This is a genomic window from Alicyclobacillus fodiniaquatilis (assembly GCF_042678105.1).
GTDB lineage: Bacteria > Bacillota > Bacilli > Alicyclobacillales > Alicyclobacillaceae > Alicyclobacillus > Alicyclobacillus fodiniaquatilis.
The window spans coordinates 84,261-101,332 of the sequence record NZ_JBHUCX010000028.1; the positions used below are offsets into that span (position 1 = coordinate 84,261).

General features: G+C 51.6%; 8 protein-coding genes. 4 read left to right on the forward strand and 4 right to left on the reverse strand.

The window, feature by feature from the left end; all coding sequences use genetic code 11:
• Positions 1–97 precede the first annotated feature (97 nt).
• Positions 98–6,808 carry an SBBP repeat-containing protein gene (locus ACFSB2_RS11320; RefSeq protein ID WP_377943157.1) on the reverse strand — a complete coding sequence of 2,237 codons (6,711 nt, stop codon included), beginning with the start codon at positions 6,806–6,808 and terminating at the stop codon, positions 98–100.
• Between the two features lie 462 nt (positions 6,809–7,270).
• Positions 7,271–8,338: a glycosyltransferase gene (locus tag ACFSB2_RS11325; RefSeq protein WP_377943158.1), complete on the reverse strand. Its 1,068-nt coding sequence runs from the start codon at positions 8,336–8,338 to the stop codon at positions 7,271–7,273.
• Positions 8,339–8,586: 248 nt separating this feature from the next.
• Between ACFSB2_RS11325 and ACFSB2_RS11330 the strand changes: the two genes are divergently transcribed.
• From ACFSB2_RS11330 to ACFSB2_RS11340, 3 genes are all read left to right on the forward strand, one after another.
• Positions 8,587–9,708 carry a response regulator gene (locus ACFSB2_RS11330; RefSeq protein WP_377943159.1) on the forward strand — a complete coding sequence of 374 codons (1,122 nt, stop codon included), beginning with the start codon at positions 8,587–8,589 and terminating at the stop codon, positions 9,706–9,708.
• A 24-nt stretch (positions 9,709–9,732) separates the two neighbouring features.
• Entirely contained in the window at positions 9,733–12,780 is a 3,048-nt protein-coding gene (locus tag ACFSB2_RS11335) for an ATP-binding protein (RefSeq protein WP_377943160.1), read from the forward strand.
• 220 nt (positions 12,781–13,000) lie between these two features.
• The gene (locus ACFSB2_RS11340) at positions 13,001–14,188 is read left to right on the forward strand and encodes an NAD(P)/FAD-dependent oxidoreductase (RefSeq protein WP_377943161.1); all 1,188 of its coding nucleotides are present in this window, start codon (positions 13,001–13,003) and stop codon (positions 14,186–14,188) included.
• A 136-nt stretch (positions 14,189–14,324) separates the two neighbouring features.
• Here ACFSB2_RS11340 and ACFSB2_RS11345 read toward each other — a convergent pair whose 3' ends face one another.
• Both ACFSB2_RS11345 and ACFSB2_RS11350 read right to left on the reverse strand, forming a co-directional pair.
• Positions 14,325–15,080 (reverse strand): SDR family NAD(P)-dependent oxidoreductase, encoded by a 756-nt coding sequence (locus ACFSB2_RS11345; protein ID WP_377943162.1) that lies wholly within the window; start codon positions 15,078–15,080, stop codon positions 14,325–14,327.
• Positions 15,081–15,159: 79 nt separating this feature from the next.
• The gene (locus ACFSB2_RS11350; protein ID WP_377943163.1) at positions 15,160–15,969 is read right to left on the reverse strand and encodes an SDR family NAD(P)-dependent oxidoreductase; all 810 of its coding nucleotides are present in this window, start codon (positions 15,967–15,969) and stop codon (positions 15,160–15,162) included.
• 202 nt (positions 15,970–16,171) lie between these two features.
• On the opposite strand from ACFSB2_RS11350, the gene ACFSB2_RS11355 reads away from it, so the two are divergent.
• Positions 16,172–17,017 (forward strand): alpha/beta fold hydrolase, encoded by an 846-nt coding sequence (locus ACFSB2_RS11355; RefSeq protein WP_377943164.1) that lies wholly within the window; start codon positions 16,172–16,174, stop codon positions 17,015–17,017.
• Positions 17,018–17,072 lie beyond the last annotated feature (55 nt).

A 17,072-nucleotide genomic window follows, 5' to 3' on the forward strand; every position in this document is an offset into this window, starting at 1 on the left:
ATCATACCGAAGGTCAGGCGGCCAAAGTGGCGCCTGACCTTCGGTCTACCATGGACTAACGTTCGCCAAATCCATCCGAATCACTGAACTCTCCCAATTATGCAGGAGGATTTACCGTCACAGACACCACATGACTCGTCGCGATCGCCGTCTTGCTCCCTGACATATTCGTCACTACGCAGTAGTAGTACGTTGTCGCGCCTATCTCGTTCGTCGGCGCCGAATAGCTGGCACTCGTTGCCCCGCTGATGGCCGTCCCGCCAGTGGTGCTATCCGTCGTGTTGCTGTACCACTGATAGCTCAGTGTTCCACCATCACTGACACTCGCTGATACAGTCAGTGACTTGGCTCCGTCATAAGTTACTGTGCCACCTTGTGGCTGTGTCGTGATGTTTGGTGTAGCAGCGGTGATCCCCTTGTCTTCCTCGACCGAGCCCGCCCCGTACATATTCACCACAACCAGGTCGCCATCGCTATCCAACGTAATCGCGCCCGGTCCATTAAGCCCATCAGAATTAGTGGCAATTGTTTTCCAAGTCGTACTTCCGTTCGGCAATTCTACCACGGTGCTGTTGTATGAATTCGTTACGAACATGTCACCTTGGCTATCCGTCGTGATTCCCGTCGGTCCATCAAGCGCACCATCGTCCGAGATATCGGTCCACGTGTTGTCCCCACTCTTCAGTTCCTGCACGCTATGGCCGTTGACGCTTGCCACGAACACGTCACCTTGGCTATCTACTGCGATTCCCTCTGGGAGAGCAAACGTGGCACCATCTGTGATATCCTCCCACGTGGAACTCCCACTTGGCAGTTCTTCAACGGTGTCGGTGCCTCCATTCGTCACAAACAGGTCACCTTGGCTATCTACTGTCATGGCCTCTGGATTATCGAATGTACCATCGTCGGTGATATTTGTCCACGTCGTGCTTCCACTTGGCAACTCTTCGATGGTAGAGTTTCCTTGATTCGCCACAAACAGATCACCTTGGCTATCTATCGCAATTCCTGTAGGCTCATTAACCGCATCCTCGTTAGAAATACTCGTCCACGTAGTACTCCCATTCGCCAACTCTTCGATGGTGGAATTTCCGAAGTTCGTCAGGAACAAATCACCTTGACTGTCCGCTGCGATGCCCTCGGGCTCCGCAAACGACGCACCGTCCGTGATATCCGTCCAGTCTGCCACCGTCACGCTCACCACATCACTGGTCGCTATCGCCGTCTTGCTCCCTGACGTATTCGTCACCACACAGTAGTAGTACGTCGTGCCTACATCGCTCGTCGACGCTGAATAGCTATCGCTCGTCGCTCCGTCAATGGCCGTTCCGCCTGTGGCGCTATCCGTCGTGTTGCTGTACCACTGGTAGCTCAATGCGCCGCCATCGCTGGCCGTCGCCGATACGCTCAGGGTCGCCGTGTCTCCAACATTCACCGATTGCTCCTGTGGCTGCGTCGTGATGTCCGGCGTCGCTGCGGTGAATCCTGCGTATTGCTCCACTGTGTTGGAGCCATTCGCCACAAATAAGTCACCTTGGTTATCTATAGCAACAGCATTAGGTATATCAATACCATCCGATAATGTGCCAACCGTCTCCCAACTCGTGCTCCCGCTCGGTCGTTCTAATACGGGACTACTGCCGTGTTCATTCGCGACAAACAGATCGCCTTCGCTATCTATTGCCATACCCTCAGGTACATCCATGCCATCCGAATCAGTGCCAATTGATTCCCAAGTCGTGGTTCCGTTCAACCTTTCTAGAATGGTATTACTACCTGCGTTTGACACATATACATCACCTTGGTTATCCACGACAACACCATTTGGATTACTGAAGCCATCGGATGCGACGCCAATGGTTTGCCAGGTCGCGGTTCCGCTCGGAAGTTCTTCAACCGTATTACTTTGGTTGTTCGCTACAAACAGGTCACCTTTGTCGTCCACGGCGATACCCGTCGGCTGACCGAGGCCATCCGATGCGGTGCCAATCGTTTGCCAAGTCGTGCTCCCGCTAAGTTGCTCCACAACAGTATTACCGATTTCATTCGCCACAAAAACGTCACCCTGGCTGTCCACTGCGATACCTATTGGATAATCAAGCGCCCCACCGTTCGGGATATCCGTCCACGAAGTGCTGCCATTGGGCAACTCCTCTATGGTTGAATTTGCCCAGTTCGTCACATACAGGTCGCCTTCGCTGTCAGTTGTCATGCCGTTTGGCGTATCAAACGTTGCGCCGTCCGTGATATCCGCCCAACCTGCCACAGTCACAGACGCCACATCACTCGTCGCGATCGCTTTCTTACTCCCCGACGTGTTCGTCACCACGCAGTAGTAGTACGTGGTACCTGAGCCGCTCGTCGACGCTGTATAACTATCGCCCGTTGCCCCATCAATGGCCGTTCCGCCTGTCTTGCTATCCGTCGTGTTGCTGTACCACTGGTAGCTCAGTGTGCCGCCATCGCTGACCGTCGCCGATACGCTCAGGGTCGCCGTGTCTCCAGCGTTCACCGATTGATCCTGTGGCTCTGTCGTAATGTCTGGTGTCGCTGCGGTCACTCCTACGTATTCGCCCACAGTGCCTGATGAGCGACTCGTCACGTACAGATTGCCTTCGCTATCCACAGCGATACCCTCTGGACTATAAAGCCCTCCATCATCGGTGGGAGTGCCGATCGTTTCCCAAGTTGTGCTTCCACTCGGCAGTTCCTCAACGGTGTTACCGTCATAGTTCGCGACAAACAGATCGCCTTCGCTATCCACGGCGATACCTGTTGGATATTCGAACGCAGCATCGCCCGCAATATCCTGCCACGAAGTCGTTCCACTTGGCAGTTCTTCAACGGTATTGTTGGCTGCATTCATCACAAACAAGTCGCCTTCGCTATCCACAGCGATACCCTCTGGCTCGTCAAAGTCGCCGTTGCTCGTGATGTCCTGCCACGAAGTCGTTCCACTTGACAATTCTTCAACAGTATTGCTGGAGTAGTTCGTTACGAACACGTCACCTTGGCTATCCACGGCTACACCCATGGCAGCATCGAACGTGCCTCCATCCGTGATGTCCGTCCACGTGGTGCTCCCATTTTGTAATTCTTCTACAACATTGCTGGTCTTGCTGGCTTCACTCACGACAAACACGTCACCCTGGCTATCCACGGCTACACCCCAAGGCGCATTAAATGTTCCACCATTGGTGATGTCCATCCACGAGGTGCCTCCAACAGGCAATTCATAAACATGATTTCCGGTGGGGGATGAGTCTATCATAAACACGTCGCCCTCTGCGTCTGTTGCGATATTTTCCGGTCCCTTAAACGACGCACCGTCGGTGATATTCGCCCAATGACTCACCGTCGTCTCGACCGCGTCACTGCTGGCTTCACCCGCTGTCTGGGCCGTCACGAATATCGTGTCGCCACCACTCAGCGTCTCCGTCCCGCTCAGCGTCAACGTGTAGTCCCCTGATCCGTCCGCTGTCGTCGTCTCGCTCCATCCCGCCGAATCATCCGCTACTGTCACTGTCGCACCAGCTGCAGCTGTGCCCGTGATGGTGCTGCCTCCCGCCTTAATGGCGCCAACCGTCGGCGTCGCTGTTTTCTGCGTCCCCTCTATTTTCTCTACCGTATTGTTCGAGTAATTCGTCACATAGATATCGCGATCACTATCCACCGCGATGCCATACGCGCCATCGAAATCCGCCGTGCCCGTGACGTCTTGCCATGTGCTGCTGCCATTGCTTAGCTCAAGCACCTTGTTGCTGTCGAAGTTCGTGACGTATACATCGTGCGCGCTGTCAACCGCAATGTCGTACGGATGGTCGAACGTCGCATCTCCCGTGATATTGCGCCATTCCCCGTTGCTGTACTCCATCACTGAGTTGTCCCCGTAGTTCGTCACGTAGATATTCCCGGCGCTGTCAACCGCAATGCCACTTGGCTTATCCAACGACGCCGAACCCGTGATGTCCGTCCACTGTCCATCCGTGTATTCCTCGACAGTATTGTTTGCGTAGTTGGCGACATAAACGTTGCCCGAACCGTCCACGGCAACCCCGCGAGGTTCGTCAAATTGTCCGTCGCCAGTGATGTCCGTCCACTGTCCATCCGTGTATTCCTCTACGGTATTTGATTCGTAGTTTGTCACATACACATCGCCTTCGCCGTCAACCGCCAATCCACGAGGCTTGCTAAACGCGCCTGATCCTGTAATGTCGGTCCATTGCCCATTCGAGAATTCACTGATGGTGTCGTTGCCCTCGTTGGACACGTACACATTCCCGGCATTGTCCACACCGATTCCCTCTGGACCATTCAACACAGTCGATGCTCCCTGAATAACGGTCCATTGCGGCGATGACACCGTGATCGCATACGTCGCCTTGGTCGTCCCGTCGGCTGCAGTGACAACCACCTCGTCCCCTGTCGCAAGTTCACCCGTCACGGGTGTGGTCCCATCCGACTCAACGACGTTATAATTCTGTGTCGATCCGTCACTCGACTCAATGGCACTGGTCAACTCCGACGCCGTCGTCGCGTAAGCCACCGTAACCTTGTTGTTCGTATTGTCTACATTTGTCACGTATGTGCCATTGTCTGTTGCAGTATCCTCAATCGTCGTGGTGGTGTCTGGCGCCACAGTAATGGAATAGGTCGCCTTGGTCGAGCCATCGGCCGCTGTAACCACTAGCACGTCATCACTCGATAGCGTACCGCTTGTGCTATGCCCGTCGGCATCATCCACCTCGTAGGCCTGCAACGATCCATCTGCTGCGTCAATCGCGTCCATCAATTCCGACGCCTTCGTCCCGTATGCAACCGTGACCGTGTGGTTGGTGTTGTCCACATTTGTCACGTATGTGCCACCGTCTGCCGCCGCGTCCTCAATGTCTGTATCGGAGTCCGTTTCCGCTTGGGGCGCAAACGCAAAGCTAAAGGCAATGTTCTCATCACTTGCAGTCGCTCCGCCTTCTGGCACGAATTCGAGTGAGAGCATTGTTCCCGCACGCAGTGGAAGCTGCAAGGAAGTCTTCTTGACACCTGAACTCGGCGTGATGGTCAGTACCGGAGTAGATGACTGTTTTCCATTCACGACTGCGTACACATCTATGATGGACGACCCACTAAGCACCTGTGCCGTGAAATTATTCGCCACACCCGATACTGGAATCGTCATTTCCGTTTGACTTAAATTTGAACCACTGACTGTACCATTAATCGACGTATAGTAGTCCCAACTGCCCGAAGGTACTGTCACATTCCCAGTGAAAACCGTCTGCCCGTTTATTCCGGTTGCTCCGGTTGCTCCGGTTGCTCCGGTTGCTCCGGTTGCTCCGGTTGCTCCGGTTGCTCCCGTGGCTCCCGTGGCTCCCGTTGATCCCGTGGCTCCCGTTGATCCCGTTGCTCCCGTTGCTCCTGTTGCTCCGGTTGCTCCGGTTGCTCCGGTTGCTCCCGTCGCTCCCGTTGATCCCGTTGCTCCCGTTGATCCCGTTGCTCCCGTTGCTCCTGTTGCTCCCGTGGCTCCGGTTGCTCCGGTTGCTCCTGTTGCTCCCGTCGCTCCCGTGGCTCCGGTTGCTCCCGTCGCTCCCGTGGCTCCGGTTGCTCCGGTTGCTCCCGTCGCTCCCGTGGCTCCGGTTGCTCCCGTGGCTCCCGTGGCTCCCGTGGCTCCCGTTGATCCCGTTGATCCCGTTGATCCCGTTGATCCCGTTGCTCCCGTTGCTCCTGTTGCTCCCGTGGCTCCTGTTGCTCCGGTTGCTCCCGTCGCTCCCGTTGATCCCGTTGCTCCCGTTGATCCCGTTGCTCCCGTTGCTCCTGTTGCTCCCGTGGCTCCGGTTGCTCCGGTTGCTCCGGTTGCTCCCGTCGCTCCCGTCGCTCCCGTGGCTCCGGTTGCTCCCGTCGCTCCCGTGGCTCCGGTTGCTCCGGTTGCTCCCGTGGCTCCCGTGGCTCCCGTGGCTCCCGTTGATCCCGTGGCTCCCGTTGATCCCGTGGCTCCCGTGGCTCCCGTTGATCCCGTGGCTCCCGTGGCTCCGGTTGCTCCGGTCGCTCCCGTTGATCCTTGTGATCCGGTAGCGCCTGTCGGCCCAGTCGCTCCTTGCGATCCGGTGGCGCCTGTCGGCCCAGTCGCTCCTTGCGATCCGGTGGCGCCTGTCGGCCCTACGCTACCACGCGCTCCCGTTGATCCTTGTGATCCGGTCGTGCCTGTTGGCCCTTGCGGTCCTGTCGCGCCTGTCGCGCCCGTTGCACCTGTCGTGCCTGTCGCACCCATCGGTCCCGGAATTCCATAGAAATGTGGCGCCTTTACTTTTAGCACCTTCGTGTTTCCGTTCCACGTCGATTTCATCTTGATATCTTTGAGCACTTGTTGAATGTCCCACAGCGGCAGATATCTCACTTGTTCTCCGCCACTCTGCCGGACAACACTGTCAATATGTTTGGCCACGAGTTTCCCGTTCACATACACGTTCACGTTTCCCGTTTTGCCATTGAGCATTTTCACTTTCCCAGCAAGTTTCGTCGAACTGGTCAGCTTCAGCGAAAATTTTCCGTTTTTCTCAGTCCATTGTGGCTTCAAGCCGACGGATCCCAGCAATGTCATAACTTCATCTGTGGAGTAATAAGTCGTTTTATGTAGCGTAAATGCTTGGGTCTTCCCCAATGAGTGACCATTGACTGAAGACGAGACCTGGTAATTGCTCGTATTGGAACTCGTCGCAGCAAATGTGGTATTTACGTCCATCACGGCACTTGCAACAAGACTCGACACCATGGTTGTCAAGTTGATTACATTTGCCCATTTTTTTCTTTTCACGCTGCTATAACCCTCTCTCAGAAAAACTATGAACCGACTCAAAGCGACACGATTCGACCAAATTTACACATGGCTTGACATGGCATTCCCCCATGGTTGAAATTTCAAGTGGACTTCAGCACATAGAAGCGATGTACGCATGATTTTAAAGCTAGTAGGAAGTTGTAAAGACATGAAAGGTTGAGAAACTTTGGTCTTCGTTGAATAACCTGTCAACGAAAATCGAAATTTGAGTCAGGATTTTGCATGCGTCCAGAATCATCCAGACTCTCCTTACCAGCCTTAAATAGAATTATATTCCTTAGGTCTTAACAAAATCTGAACAGTAGGAAGTGGAATATCAGATGAATAATAGGTTTTTTGGGGTTATACTCAAAACGAACAGAGGTGTATTGCCGATATAAAGAAAGCTGTCCCAGACATGCACGCTAAGACAGCTTGGTTGCGCCAACACTTCAATTATCAACTTTGCTTTACCTGTCGCTGTTGTAAGAAATATGTTCGATTGGCCAGCATCCGCTCGTCATTTGGACAAAATGAGAGGGCAATTTCATTGTGATGATACGCTGATTGATAATCTCCCATCCTGTCAAAACAGACAGCGAGTTGGAGATGTGGCAGCCAAGTCCAGCACTGCTGCAATAAGATGGCCATATGATCCTTCGGTATTTTCAATTGCGATGCCACCGTGTACCAGTACACAGCATCTTTCAAGCGATTTTGTTCTAAAAAATAATATCCTAAACGACAACATTGTTCTGCGCGTGGCGTATCGTAGCGAAACGAACGCAACGCCCATTCAACCGCTTGACCCATATCACCTTCCGCGGCGTAACACTCCGACATGCGCCCACAAGCTGCAATCACATCTTCAACCCATCCTGCGGAAGTATCCAGAAAGCGTTGATAAAATTCCCTTGCCCTGGCATATTGTTTGTTGTCTGACAATTCATTGGCAAAGTAATACAAATCTCTCGGCGAAAATGGAAGACCGACAGACCAACGTTGTTCGAAAATGTTTAAATTCCTGTCCGAAATTTTGTGAACCCGGTTGTGTGTCACCACGACATCACTCGCGATAATATTCCCCCATACTTCCAAATACTCATGCACCGCGCCAATCCAGCGGAATCCCCTTTTCCGATTGACTAAGCGATTCCGCCGCCCAGACACATCGGATGTCAAAGCATACGCCATCGATACAGCGTCCACCGATGTATCTAACGTTTCTTTCAGTTTGCTGAATTTCTCCCTGTCTGCTTCCAACAACACATCATCCGCATCCAACCAAAAGATATAATCGCTCGTCGCTTTGCTAAATGCGTAGTTGCGCGCCGCTGCAAAATCGTCTATCCACTCAAAATCGTATATTTTACAGCCATATGTCGCCGCAATTCGTTTCGTATCATCTGTCGATCCGGTGTCAACTACGATCACCTCGTCAACCAGATGTCCAACTGTGTCAAGACATTTTCCCAAGGTCTTTTCTTCATTTTTGCAGATGAAACAAAGTGAAATTGTAACAGCCACGTGCGTCCTTATCCCTTCAATTAAATGATAAGCAGTATATCTAACGTTTAGTTGATCGTTAAAAGACATTTCGCCTAACGGCGAGCGCCTTTTATATCCCCATAGCTAAAGCAAGGGGGTTTTACGACGCATCTGATAAATCGCATCACAATTATATCCTGAACGGCTTAACAGGATCTGAACAATTTGGTATCGAACATATAACATGTCTCGATGAGCGGCAAGTGCAATGATTGGGGGGAATGGTTATGATTCGCGTGATGCTCGTGGACGATGAGGAAAACGCGCTTGATATGCTGGATATACTGCTCACTCAAATCGGCAATATCTCCATTATCGGAAAACACATGAATCCATATATCGCCATTCAAGAAATCAATGAAAAAAGCCCTGATGCCGTGTTTTTTGACATTCACATGCCTGGCATGAACGGCATGGACGCAGCCAAACTCATCCGTCAGTCCAGTCCACATACGCAAATCATTTTTTCGACAGCTTATTCAGAATATGCAGTTGAGGCATTTTCCATCAGATCCTTGGATTATCTATTGAAACCTATCACGCTCGACAGATTGCGACATTCCGTTCAACGCATCGAAGAAACCATGATAAGCCCTGTCGACACTCCGGATAATCAACCATCTACCAAAATTGTCTGTATGGGCGGATTCTCCATTCAAATCCCATCGGCAAAGGATGGTCGCCTTGCGTGGCGAACGAGCAAAGAAAAAGAACTATGCGCGTTTTTGGCTCACCATGGGGGAGTTGAAGTGGAACAAGGCGTCATTATGGATACGCTATGGCCAGATGCCGCATTTGAGAAAGCGAGATCGTACCTTTATACATGTGTATCACTGTTGCGCAAACACTTTCGTGAATACGATGTGCCAATCGATGTACATAAAATCGGAAACGGATATGCGCTCAAATTCGACGGGGTCTCGTGCGATTGGTTGGAATTGGAGCGCTGTTTAGAAAAGCCAAGTGATATCGATAAGTCGCTGTTGAATGACATGTCGAAGTTATATAAAGACGATTATATGAAGGATTGTGCTTACCCGTGGGCGCTGCAGAGACAGGCGGAATTATCCCGCAGATATGTCCTCGTCCTGCGCCGCACCGCAGAATTCTATAAGCAAAATGACAATCTGCCCTCTTCTATCGAATGCCTGGAACGTTTATTGAAGCTCTGCCCTGACTCCGAGAGAGATGGACGCGAATTGATGAAACTATACATGGCCAATGGGGATCGCAATGAAGCCATCGGCGTGTATCGCCAACTGGAGCAAGCGGTCAATATCCACTTAGGTGCAGATATGGAGCCCGAAACGATCCTGCTGCACGACCATATCGTATCATCCAGCAACTAGAGTCAGAATCTTGAGGAGCTTCACATGATAAGAAAATTACTTGCTTTATTGATTACACTGGCCATCATGGTGGGAACTTATGGCGTGATGGTCACGGTGATAAATCACGTGGATGCTGGTGCGCCCACCGCAAAGCATGGCCAACTCGATTTGACGCATTGGAACTTTGCCAAAAGAGGCACCGTACGGCTGAGCGGAGACTGGGCATTTTACCCGAATCAATTGCTCAATCCCAAAATTCCCGCTACAAACACGAAGCTGAAAACAGCAGCTACAATTGCGGTTCCGGATTCTTGGACGCACAAAATGCCTGCGTTTGGCGTCGCAACCTATAGATTGGAACTCAAAGTCAGCAATACACACGCCATCTACGGACTCAAGATGCAATCCCTTCAGATGGCATCCCGGATCTACTTAAATGGCGTAGAAATCGGCTCCAGCGGCACCCCCGCGAAAGGCGCTGCGTATGTTGGGAAAAATAAACCGTTCGTCACCTTTTTCAAGATGCGCCCTGGTTTTAACGATATCGTCGTTCAAGTTGCAAACTATGATTTGCCGTCGAGCGGCGGCATGAATCAACCTCTGTATCTGGGATACGCCGACCAAATCACCTCACTTCAAGATAAAGCCATGGCGTATGACTTTATCACCATCACACTCTGTGTGGTGATGGGATTATATTTTGTGGGACTGTATCGTCAAAGACGAAAAGATTATTCAGTTTTGTTCTTTGGATTGCTGTGTCTAATTATGGGGGGTTACTCTGCTTTCAGCGGCGAAAAAATCATCTACGATATGATTCCGTGGACCATCCCGGACTGGATTATCTTACATGTGCAAGTACTAAGCGCAATTGGCGGCTCACTCGTCACATTGCTCTATGTCTACTTTGCCTTTCGCCAATATTGTTCAAAGAGACTGATACGCTTACTCCTTATTTGCGAAGCGTTGCTGGCTATTGGGGAACTCACACTGTTTCATAATACATGGACGACCATCGGAGCGGGCATCATTTCGTTATACGTGTTGATCACCCTGTGTTATTCAACGAGCGTACTGGTCTTAGCCGCGCTCGCAAAGGAAGAGGGGGGTCTTTATACGTTGCTGGCTGCGGTGGGTCTCTGTTTTTACACGATGAGCAGCAACATGAGCATATATTTCGGTATTCCTGTATATACAATCCCGCCCATTGGCTCTTTTTTACTGGTCCTCATGTTTGCTTTGCTGATATCTCTGCGCTTTACCAATGCGTTTAAACAAAATGAGCTGATGTCGGCGCAACTCATACAGACGGACAGGATCAAGGATGAGTTTCTCTCCAAAACCGCGCACGAGTTCAAGACGCCGCTGCACGGTATGATTTCCATTGCAGAATCGATGCTCGACGACAATGCTGCGCCCCTGACCGATGTGCAACAGGGAAACGTCGGTCTTTTGTCGACGATGGCCAAGCGTCTCTCTCATCTGGTCTACGATATTTTAGATTTCACAAATCTCCAACAAGGAGAATTGAAAGTGGCGCTTGCTCCGGTCGACGTGTGTGCATCTGTCGATGCCATCCTCAAAATCTACTCGTTCATTGCTAGAGAGCACGTCCAATTGGTTAACCTAGTGCCCAAAAACCTACCAACTGCGCTGGCGGACGAAGATAGGTTCCGGCAAATTCTCGGCAACTTGTTGGACAATGCTTTAAAACACACCGATTCCGGTGTGATTCAGATTACAGCGATAGAAAAGCAAGACATGGTCGAAATTTCCGTGGTCGATTCTGGAGCAGGGATCGACGAAAAAGATCTTGCCATCATCTTCGAGCCATTCACTTCGCTCAATAAAAATACAGATGAAAGCTTTGGTCTTGGGCTCTCCATCGTCAAACAGTTGGTAGAACTCCAACAAGGTCGCGTGTGGGTCGCCTCGACAAAAGGGCAGGGAAGCCAATTCACGTTCAGTTTGCCGATTGCGGATCCAGAGCGAAACAGTGAATATCGTGCCGCCAAACGTGAAAAAAATTGGGTGAATACGACCGCTTTTCCTGATTATTCGTTCGTCACGCCATATGTGAGTCCACACAAAGGCAGCGATACCATTCTGGCTGTGGACGACCGCTTTTCCAACCTAAAAATCCTCATCGACGCGCTGGAGAAACTGGATTATACCGTCGTTGCTGTCAAGAGCGGCGAAGAGGCGCTGTGGTATTTGGAAAATCAAGGCGAAATAGACTTGGTGATCTTGGATTTGATGATGCCGGGCATCTCTGGATTCGATGTATGCCAGGCGATTCGAACAAAGTACAGCCTGCTGGAATTGCCTGTGGTGATGGTTACAGCATCGATTCAACCCGAGGACAAAATCGCCGCATTTGCCTCGGGTGCAAACGATTATTTGCCCAAGCCATTCGATATGGCCGAGTTGCGTGCCCGTATCAACAGTCTGCTCGTGATGAAAGAATCGGCAAAAAAAGCGACGAATATGGAGGTCGCATTCCTGCAATCGCAGATCAAGCCACACTTTTTGTTCAATGTGCTCAATACCATCATGGCGCTGAGCTACACCAATACGGAGCAGTCGCGAAAGTTGACGGCGGATCTATCCCAATATTTGCGCGGCAGCTTCTCATTTGGCAATGTGCAAAGCAAAGTGCGCTTCAACCACGAATTCTCATTGATTCAATCCTATGTGGAAATTGAAAAAATACGTTTCAAAGACCGCATTCACGTGGAATATGAGATTTCACCTGATGCGTTTGACGTGATGATCCCTCCACTTCTGATTCAACCACTGGTCGAGAATGCGATACGACATGGCATCACAAACCGGATGGAAGGCGGAACTGTGTATATCAGAGGATACCAGCAAGCGGAGTACATCCTCTTTGAAATTGAGGACAATGGGGTCGGGATGACGAAAAAACGACTAGATGAAGTGCTGATCAGCGCGTTTTCCGAAACGTCACGTCACGGCGTCGGATTACAAAATATCAACAGACGGCTCAAGTATCTATACAATACAGAACTGCATATCGAAAGCTCGCCGGATACTGGGACCAAAGTGACGTTTAAGATTCTTCCGTGATTTGGTAGCTCGCTAACAGCCTGCGCGCAACTGGAGCGCAAGGCGGCGCGTTTCTGTCGGTTCCTCAAAAAATGATTATAATGATAAAAAGAGAGACAGCGACAGATTTGCATCAAATCCTCGCTGATGATCCGTCGCAGATGGACAACCGTTTCCATGAAGGGAACTCACTATCGCGACAAATGCCGGGAAGCAACTGAATGGTTCAGGAGATGATTCGATGGAGCACAGGAAAATTCTCATCCTTGGCGCGGGATACGCAGGTATGGCTGCAGCGGTCCAATTGCAGAAGCATCACGTGCCATTTACGCTGATTAATAAGCATAATTACCACTATTTTAAAACCTTGTTACACGAGGCAGCAGGCGGACGCAGATCTCTGCAAACGTATGCCATCGCGCTCGACGATATCCTGACCAAAGATACCTCTCACGCCGTCAAGGACGCGGTGAAATCGATTGATATCGCAGGAAAACAGGTCGATACAGAACATGGAACCTACACATATGACACACTCATCATCGCGCTTGGTAGCCAAACTGCCTATTTTCACGTACCAGGGCTCAAAGAGAACAGTTTCGTTTTGAACTCTTTGGAAAATGCGAAACAAATCCGCACACACATTGAAGAGACCTTCCTATCCTACAAGACAACGCCAAACCCTGAAGCGCTTCGCGTTGTGATTGGCGGAGCAGGTCTGACTGGCGTCGAACTCATCGGTGAATTGGCAGACTATCTGCCGCACTTTTTGGCTTCACACGACATTCCCGCTGATGATTTCGAACTGATGCTGGTGCACTCCAGATCTGAGATTCTGCCTGGCGTCGACGAACGCTTACGCCATTTAGCAGCGGATAAATTGCAGGAGCGCGGTGTCCGACTCGTTCTCAACGAACGGATTGTCAGCGCCGGGCCACAGGAAATTGTCTTGCAGAGCGGCGCCACGCTCCGCGCCCAGACACTCATTTGGACTGGCGGTGTCGAAGCAAATCCGGTGCTCACGCAAGCAGGCTTTACGGTGGACAACCGAGGCCGCGCAAAAGTGAATGAATTTCTTCAATCGGTGGATGACCCAGACGTCTACATTGTCGGTGACAACTCGCTGTTTACGGAATCATCGGGAGAATCACTGCCGCCTACCGGACAGGTTGCAGAACAGATGGGCCATCACTTGAGCAACAATTTGCTGCGTCAGCTGCGCAATGAGGAACCAGAGCCGTTTGTCTTCCACAACCGCGGCATGGTCGCGTCACTCGGCCCGAAATACGGTGTTGCAGAGGTCGGTCATCATACAGCCAAGGGATTGACCGCGCTCATTCTCAAAAATGGCACAAAGGCGAAATACCTGATGCATTTAGGCGGCCCGCATGTATTGTTTGAAAAACACCAGCAATGGATAGAGATTTAAACTGAAGGCGACCATTGGCGAGATCACGGACGCGCCGCTTGCCGCCCGTGATCTCGCCTGCCGCCCGTGATCTCGCCTGCCGCCCGTGATCTCGCCTGCCGCTCGTTTAAGAACCGGCGGGATCGACAGTGCTGTACTATGGTCTACCCGCGACCGAAATGACCTGACCTGTCACTTGATTTGCCGCGTCGGATGCAAAAAACAACACCATGGCTGCGATGTCATCCCCTGTTTGCAAGCGACCCATCGGCAGATTCTTGCCTGCACTCTCCAACCATGCCTCTGAATGACCCTGTGACTGCCGCAACGCGATTTCTCCTTCAGTCGCCACCCAGCCGGGATTCACACAATTGACGCGAATCTGATCCCCCGCCAACGCATTTGCCAAGTTTTTGGTCAAGGTGACAACGCCCCCTTTCGACACGGCGTATGCGACTCTATCTGGCGACCCTACATTCGCATGCAGAGAGCCAATGTTGATGATCGATCCGCCGCCTCTTTGCACCAGTAGCGGCACGGCTGCTTGCGCGCATAGAAACGCGCCCTTCAGATTCACGGCCAAAACGCGATCCCACAGTTCTGGCGTCGTATCCAACAGAGACCCAATCGGGTAGATACCCGCGCAATTCACGAGAATGTCCAAGCCGCCATATTCCGTTTGCGCCCGCTTGACCATCTTCTGCGCATCTGCCGGGATTCGGACATCCGTCTGTTCAAAACAAGTGGACAGCCCTTCCTGTTGCAAAAGGGCAGCCAGGCGCTCACTCTCCGCTGATACGTCGGCAATGACGACTGCAGCGCCCGCTTTGGCCATCATGCGCACAATGGACGCGCCAATTCCCTGACCGCCGCCCGTGACAATCGCGACTTTTCGCGTTAGATCGGCTGGCATAGGACCCCCTCCAAAATGATTGTGATGGTTGCATATGACATCGTCATCACACAGCATAAATCATCACTTACATCGCGCTTCATTCGCTCCCGGTCGTCTGCGCGACATAGTGTTGGTAGGCTACGCCGGGCCGCTGAATGGCGTACTTGCCGCCGCTGATCTCAATCAGCGCGCCCGTGATGTAATCAGCCTGGTCGGAGGAGAGGAAGACAATCAAGTTCGCGATATCCTCCTTCTTTCCCCAGCGCCGGAGTGACAGCATATCCAACATCTGCGCTTGTTCCTCTGGCGTTCTGTCCGCGAAATGATTCATATCCGTCGGGATCATGCCGGGCGCGTAGCTGTTGACGGTAATATTCCAAGGGCCCAATTCCCCCGCAAGTGTCCGGGTCAGATAATGTACGCCCGCCTTGGACGAGGCATATGCGGCGCCGCCGTAGCTAGGTATCACCGCGGCAAAGGACGCCGCATTGATAATCCGACCTGCTTGCTGCAGCTTCATCTGTGGAATCACTGCCCTGCACATGCGAAACGTTCCGGTGAGATTGATATCGATATTTTGTTGCCACACTTCATCTGTCAACTCATCCACAGGCTTTCCCCGTGCGACGCCCGCATTGTTGACTAGAATATCAATCCGGCCGTACTCGTCCACCGCTTGCTTGACCACCTCATCAATCTGCGCAGCATCCCGTATATCACAACACAAATGCAGCCCGCGATAACCAAGTTCGTCAAATTTCTGTTTTGATTCCTGCAAATCCGCTTCGTTGATGTCGATCACGACCGTCTTGACCCCTTCACTCGCCAAGGCCATCGCGATGCACTGCCCGATTCCACGAGCGCCACCAGTCACAATTGCGACTTTTCCATTCAAATCAATATGCATGTCAAACTGTCTCCCATCCCTGATTTCCGTCGTTTATCCAGTTGATGTCGTCATCCATACAGTTTGTCTGAACCAAAGCAGCATTTGAGTCAATTGTATTACAAAGAAGACTGGCTTAGGCACATCACTTGTCCGTTCATACTCAGTTCATATACGCCGCTTATCCTGGTTGCTGTGATTGGAACACAAAGGAGGAAGTGCTATGGCCATCGTGCGCAACGATACGCTATCTGTACCTGGAGCAAATCTTTACTATGAGGTGCGCGGCTCTGGTCCTATGCTTTTGATGATCCACGGAGCGGGCGGCAATCTCTTTTTTGAAGTGGTAGATCATCTTGTTGACCGGTTCACGGTGGTCACCTATGACCGCCGCGGTTACTCGCGCAGCCAACTCTTTGGGCCAGATGAAGATTATCGCGTGGAAACACACAGCGATGATGTTCACCGTCTACTTGCCGAATTGACCGACAAGCCGGCATATGTGTTCGGCAGCAGTGCCGGAGCTGTCATCGGACTTGATTTTGCGCTTCGCCATCCCGAACAGGTGCGCATGTTCATCCCTCATGAGCCGCCGCTTGTGCAACTACTTTCAGGTGAAGAACAGGTTGAGGTACAGCAAATCATGGTGGAGCTACAAGAGAATCATCGAAAAGAAGGCGCCATTCCGGCGGTCATGAAATTCTCGTCAACTTCGCTTGGCGGAGGCGTGGCGTTGGATGGCGCTGGATCAGCCCATCACCAAATTGCTGCAGCACAAATGGAGCTGATTCACAGAAACATGGAATATTTTGCGGCACACGAAGCATTGGGTATCAGCAGCTACACGTTGGTGGATGGCGCTTCATTGAGCAATCGCTTGCAGAGCGCGTCTACGCGAGTACTTCCCGCTGGCGGTCGCATGTCACGCCCGTTTCTCCCTTACCGCTCTACGGTTGCACTCGCAGAGCAGTTGGGAACGACGATGGTGGAGTTTCCAGGAGATCATACTGGCTACACCACTTTCCCCAGAGAATTTGCTGATAGGTTGGTTGACCTCTTCGAAAAATAATTGTCTGTTGGCTTGGCGGGTTCCCTCTGGATCTAGGTGGCAACTCGCTATCCAT

Bases quoted from the DNA above. Each gene is read 5' to 3' on its own strand.
- ACFSB2_RS11345 (WP_377943162.1), bottom strand. From the start codon at position 15,080: ATGCCAGCCGATCTAACGCGAAAAGTCGCGATTGTCACGGGCGGCGGT.
- ACFSB2_RS11340 (WP_377943161.1), top strand. From the start codon at position 13,001: ATGGAGCACAGGAAAATTCTCATCCTTGGCGCGGGATACGCAGGTATG.
- ACFSB2_RS11350 (WP_377943163.1), bottom strand. From the start codon at position 15,969: ATGCATATTGATTTGAATGGAAAAGTCGCAATTGTGACTGGTGGCGCT.
- ACFSB2_RS11330 (WP_377943159.1), top strand. From the start codon at position 8,587: ATGATTCGCGTGATGCTCGTGGACGATGAGGAAAACGCGCTTGATATG.
- ACFSB2_RS11355 (WP_377943164.1), top strand. From the start codon at position 16,172: ATGGCCATCGTGCGCAACGATACGCTATCTGTACCTGGAGCAAATCTT.
- ACFSB2_RS11335 (WP_377943160.1), top strand. From the start codon at position 9,733: ATGATAAGAAAATTACTTGCTTTATTGATTACACTGGCCATCATGGTG.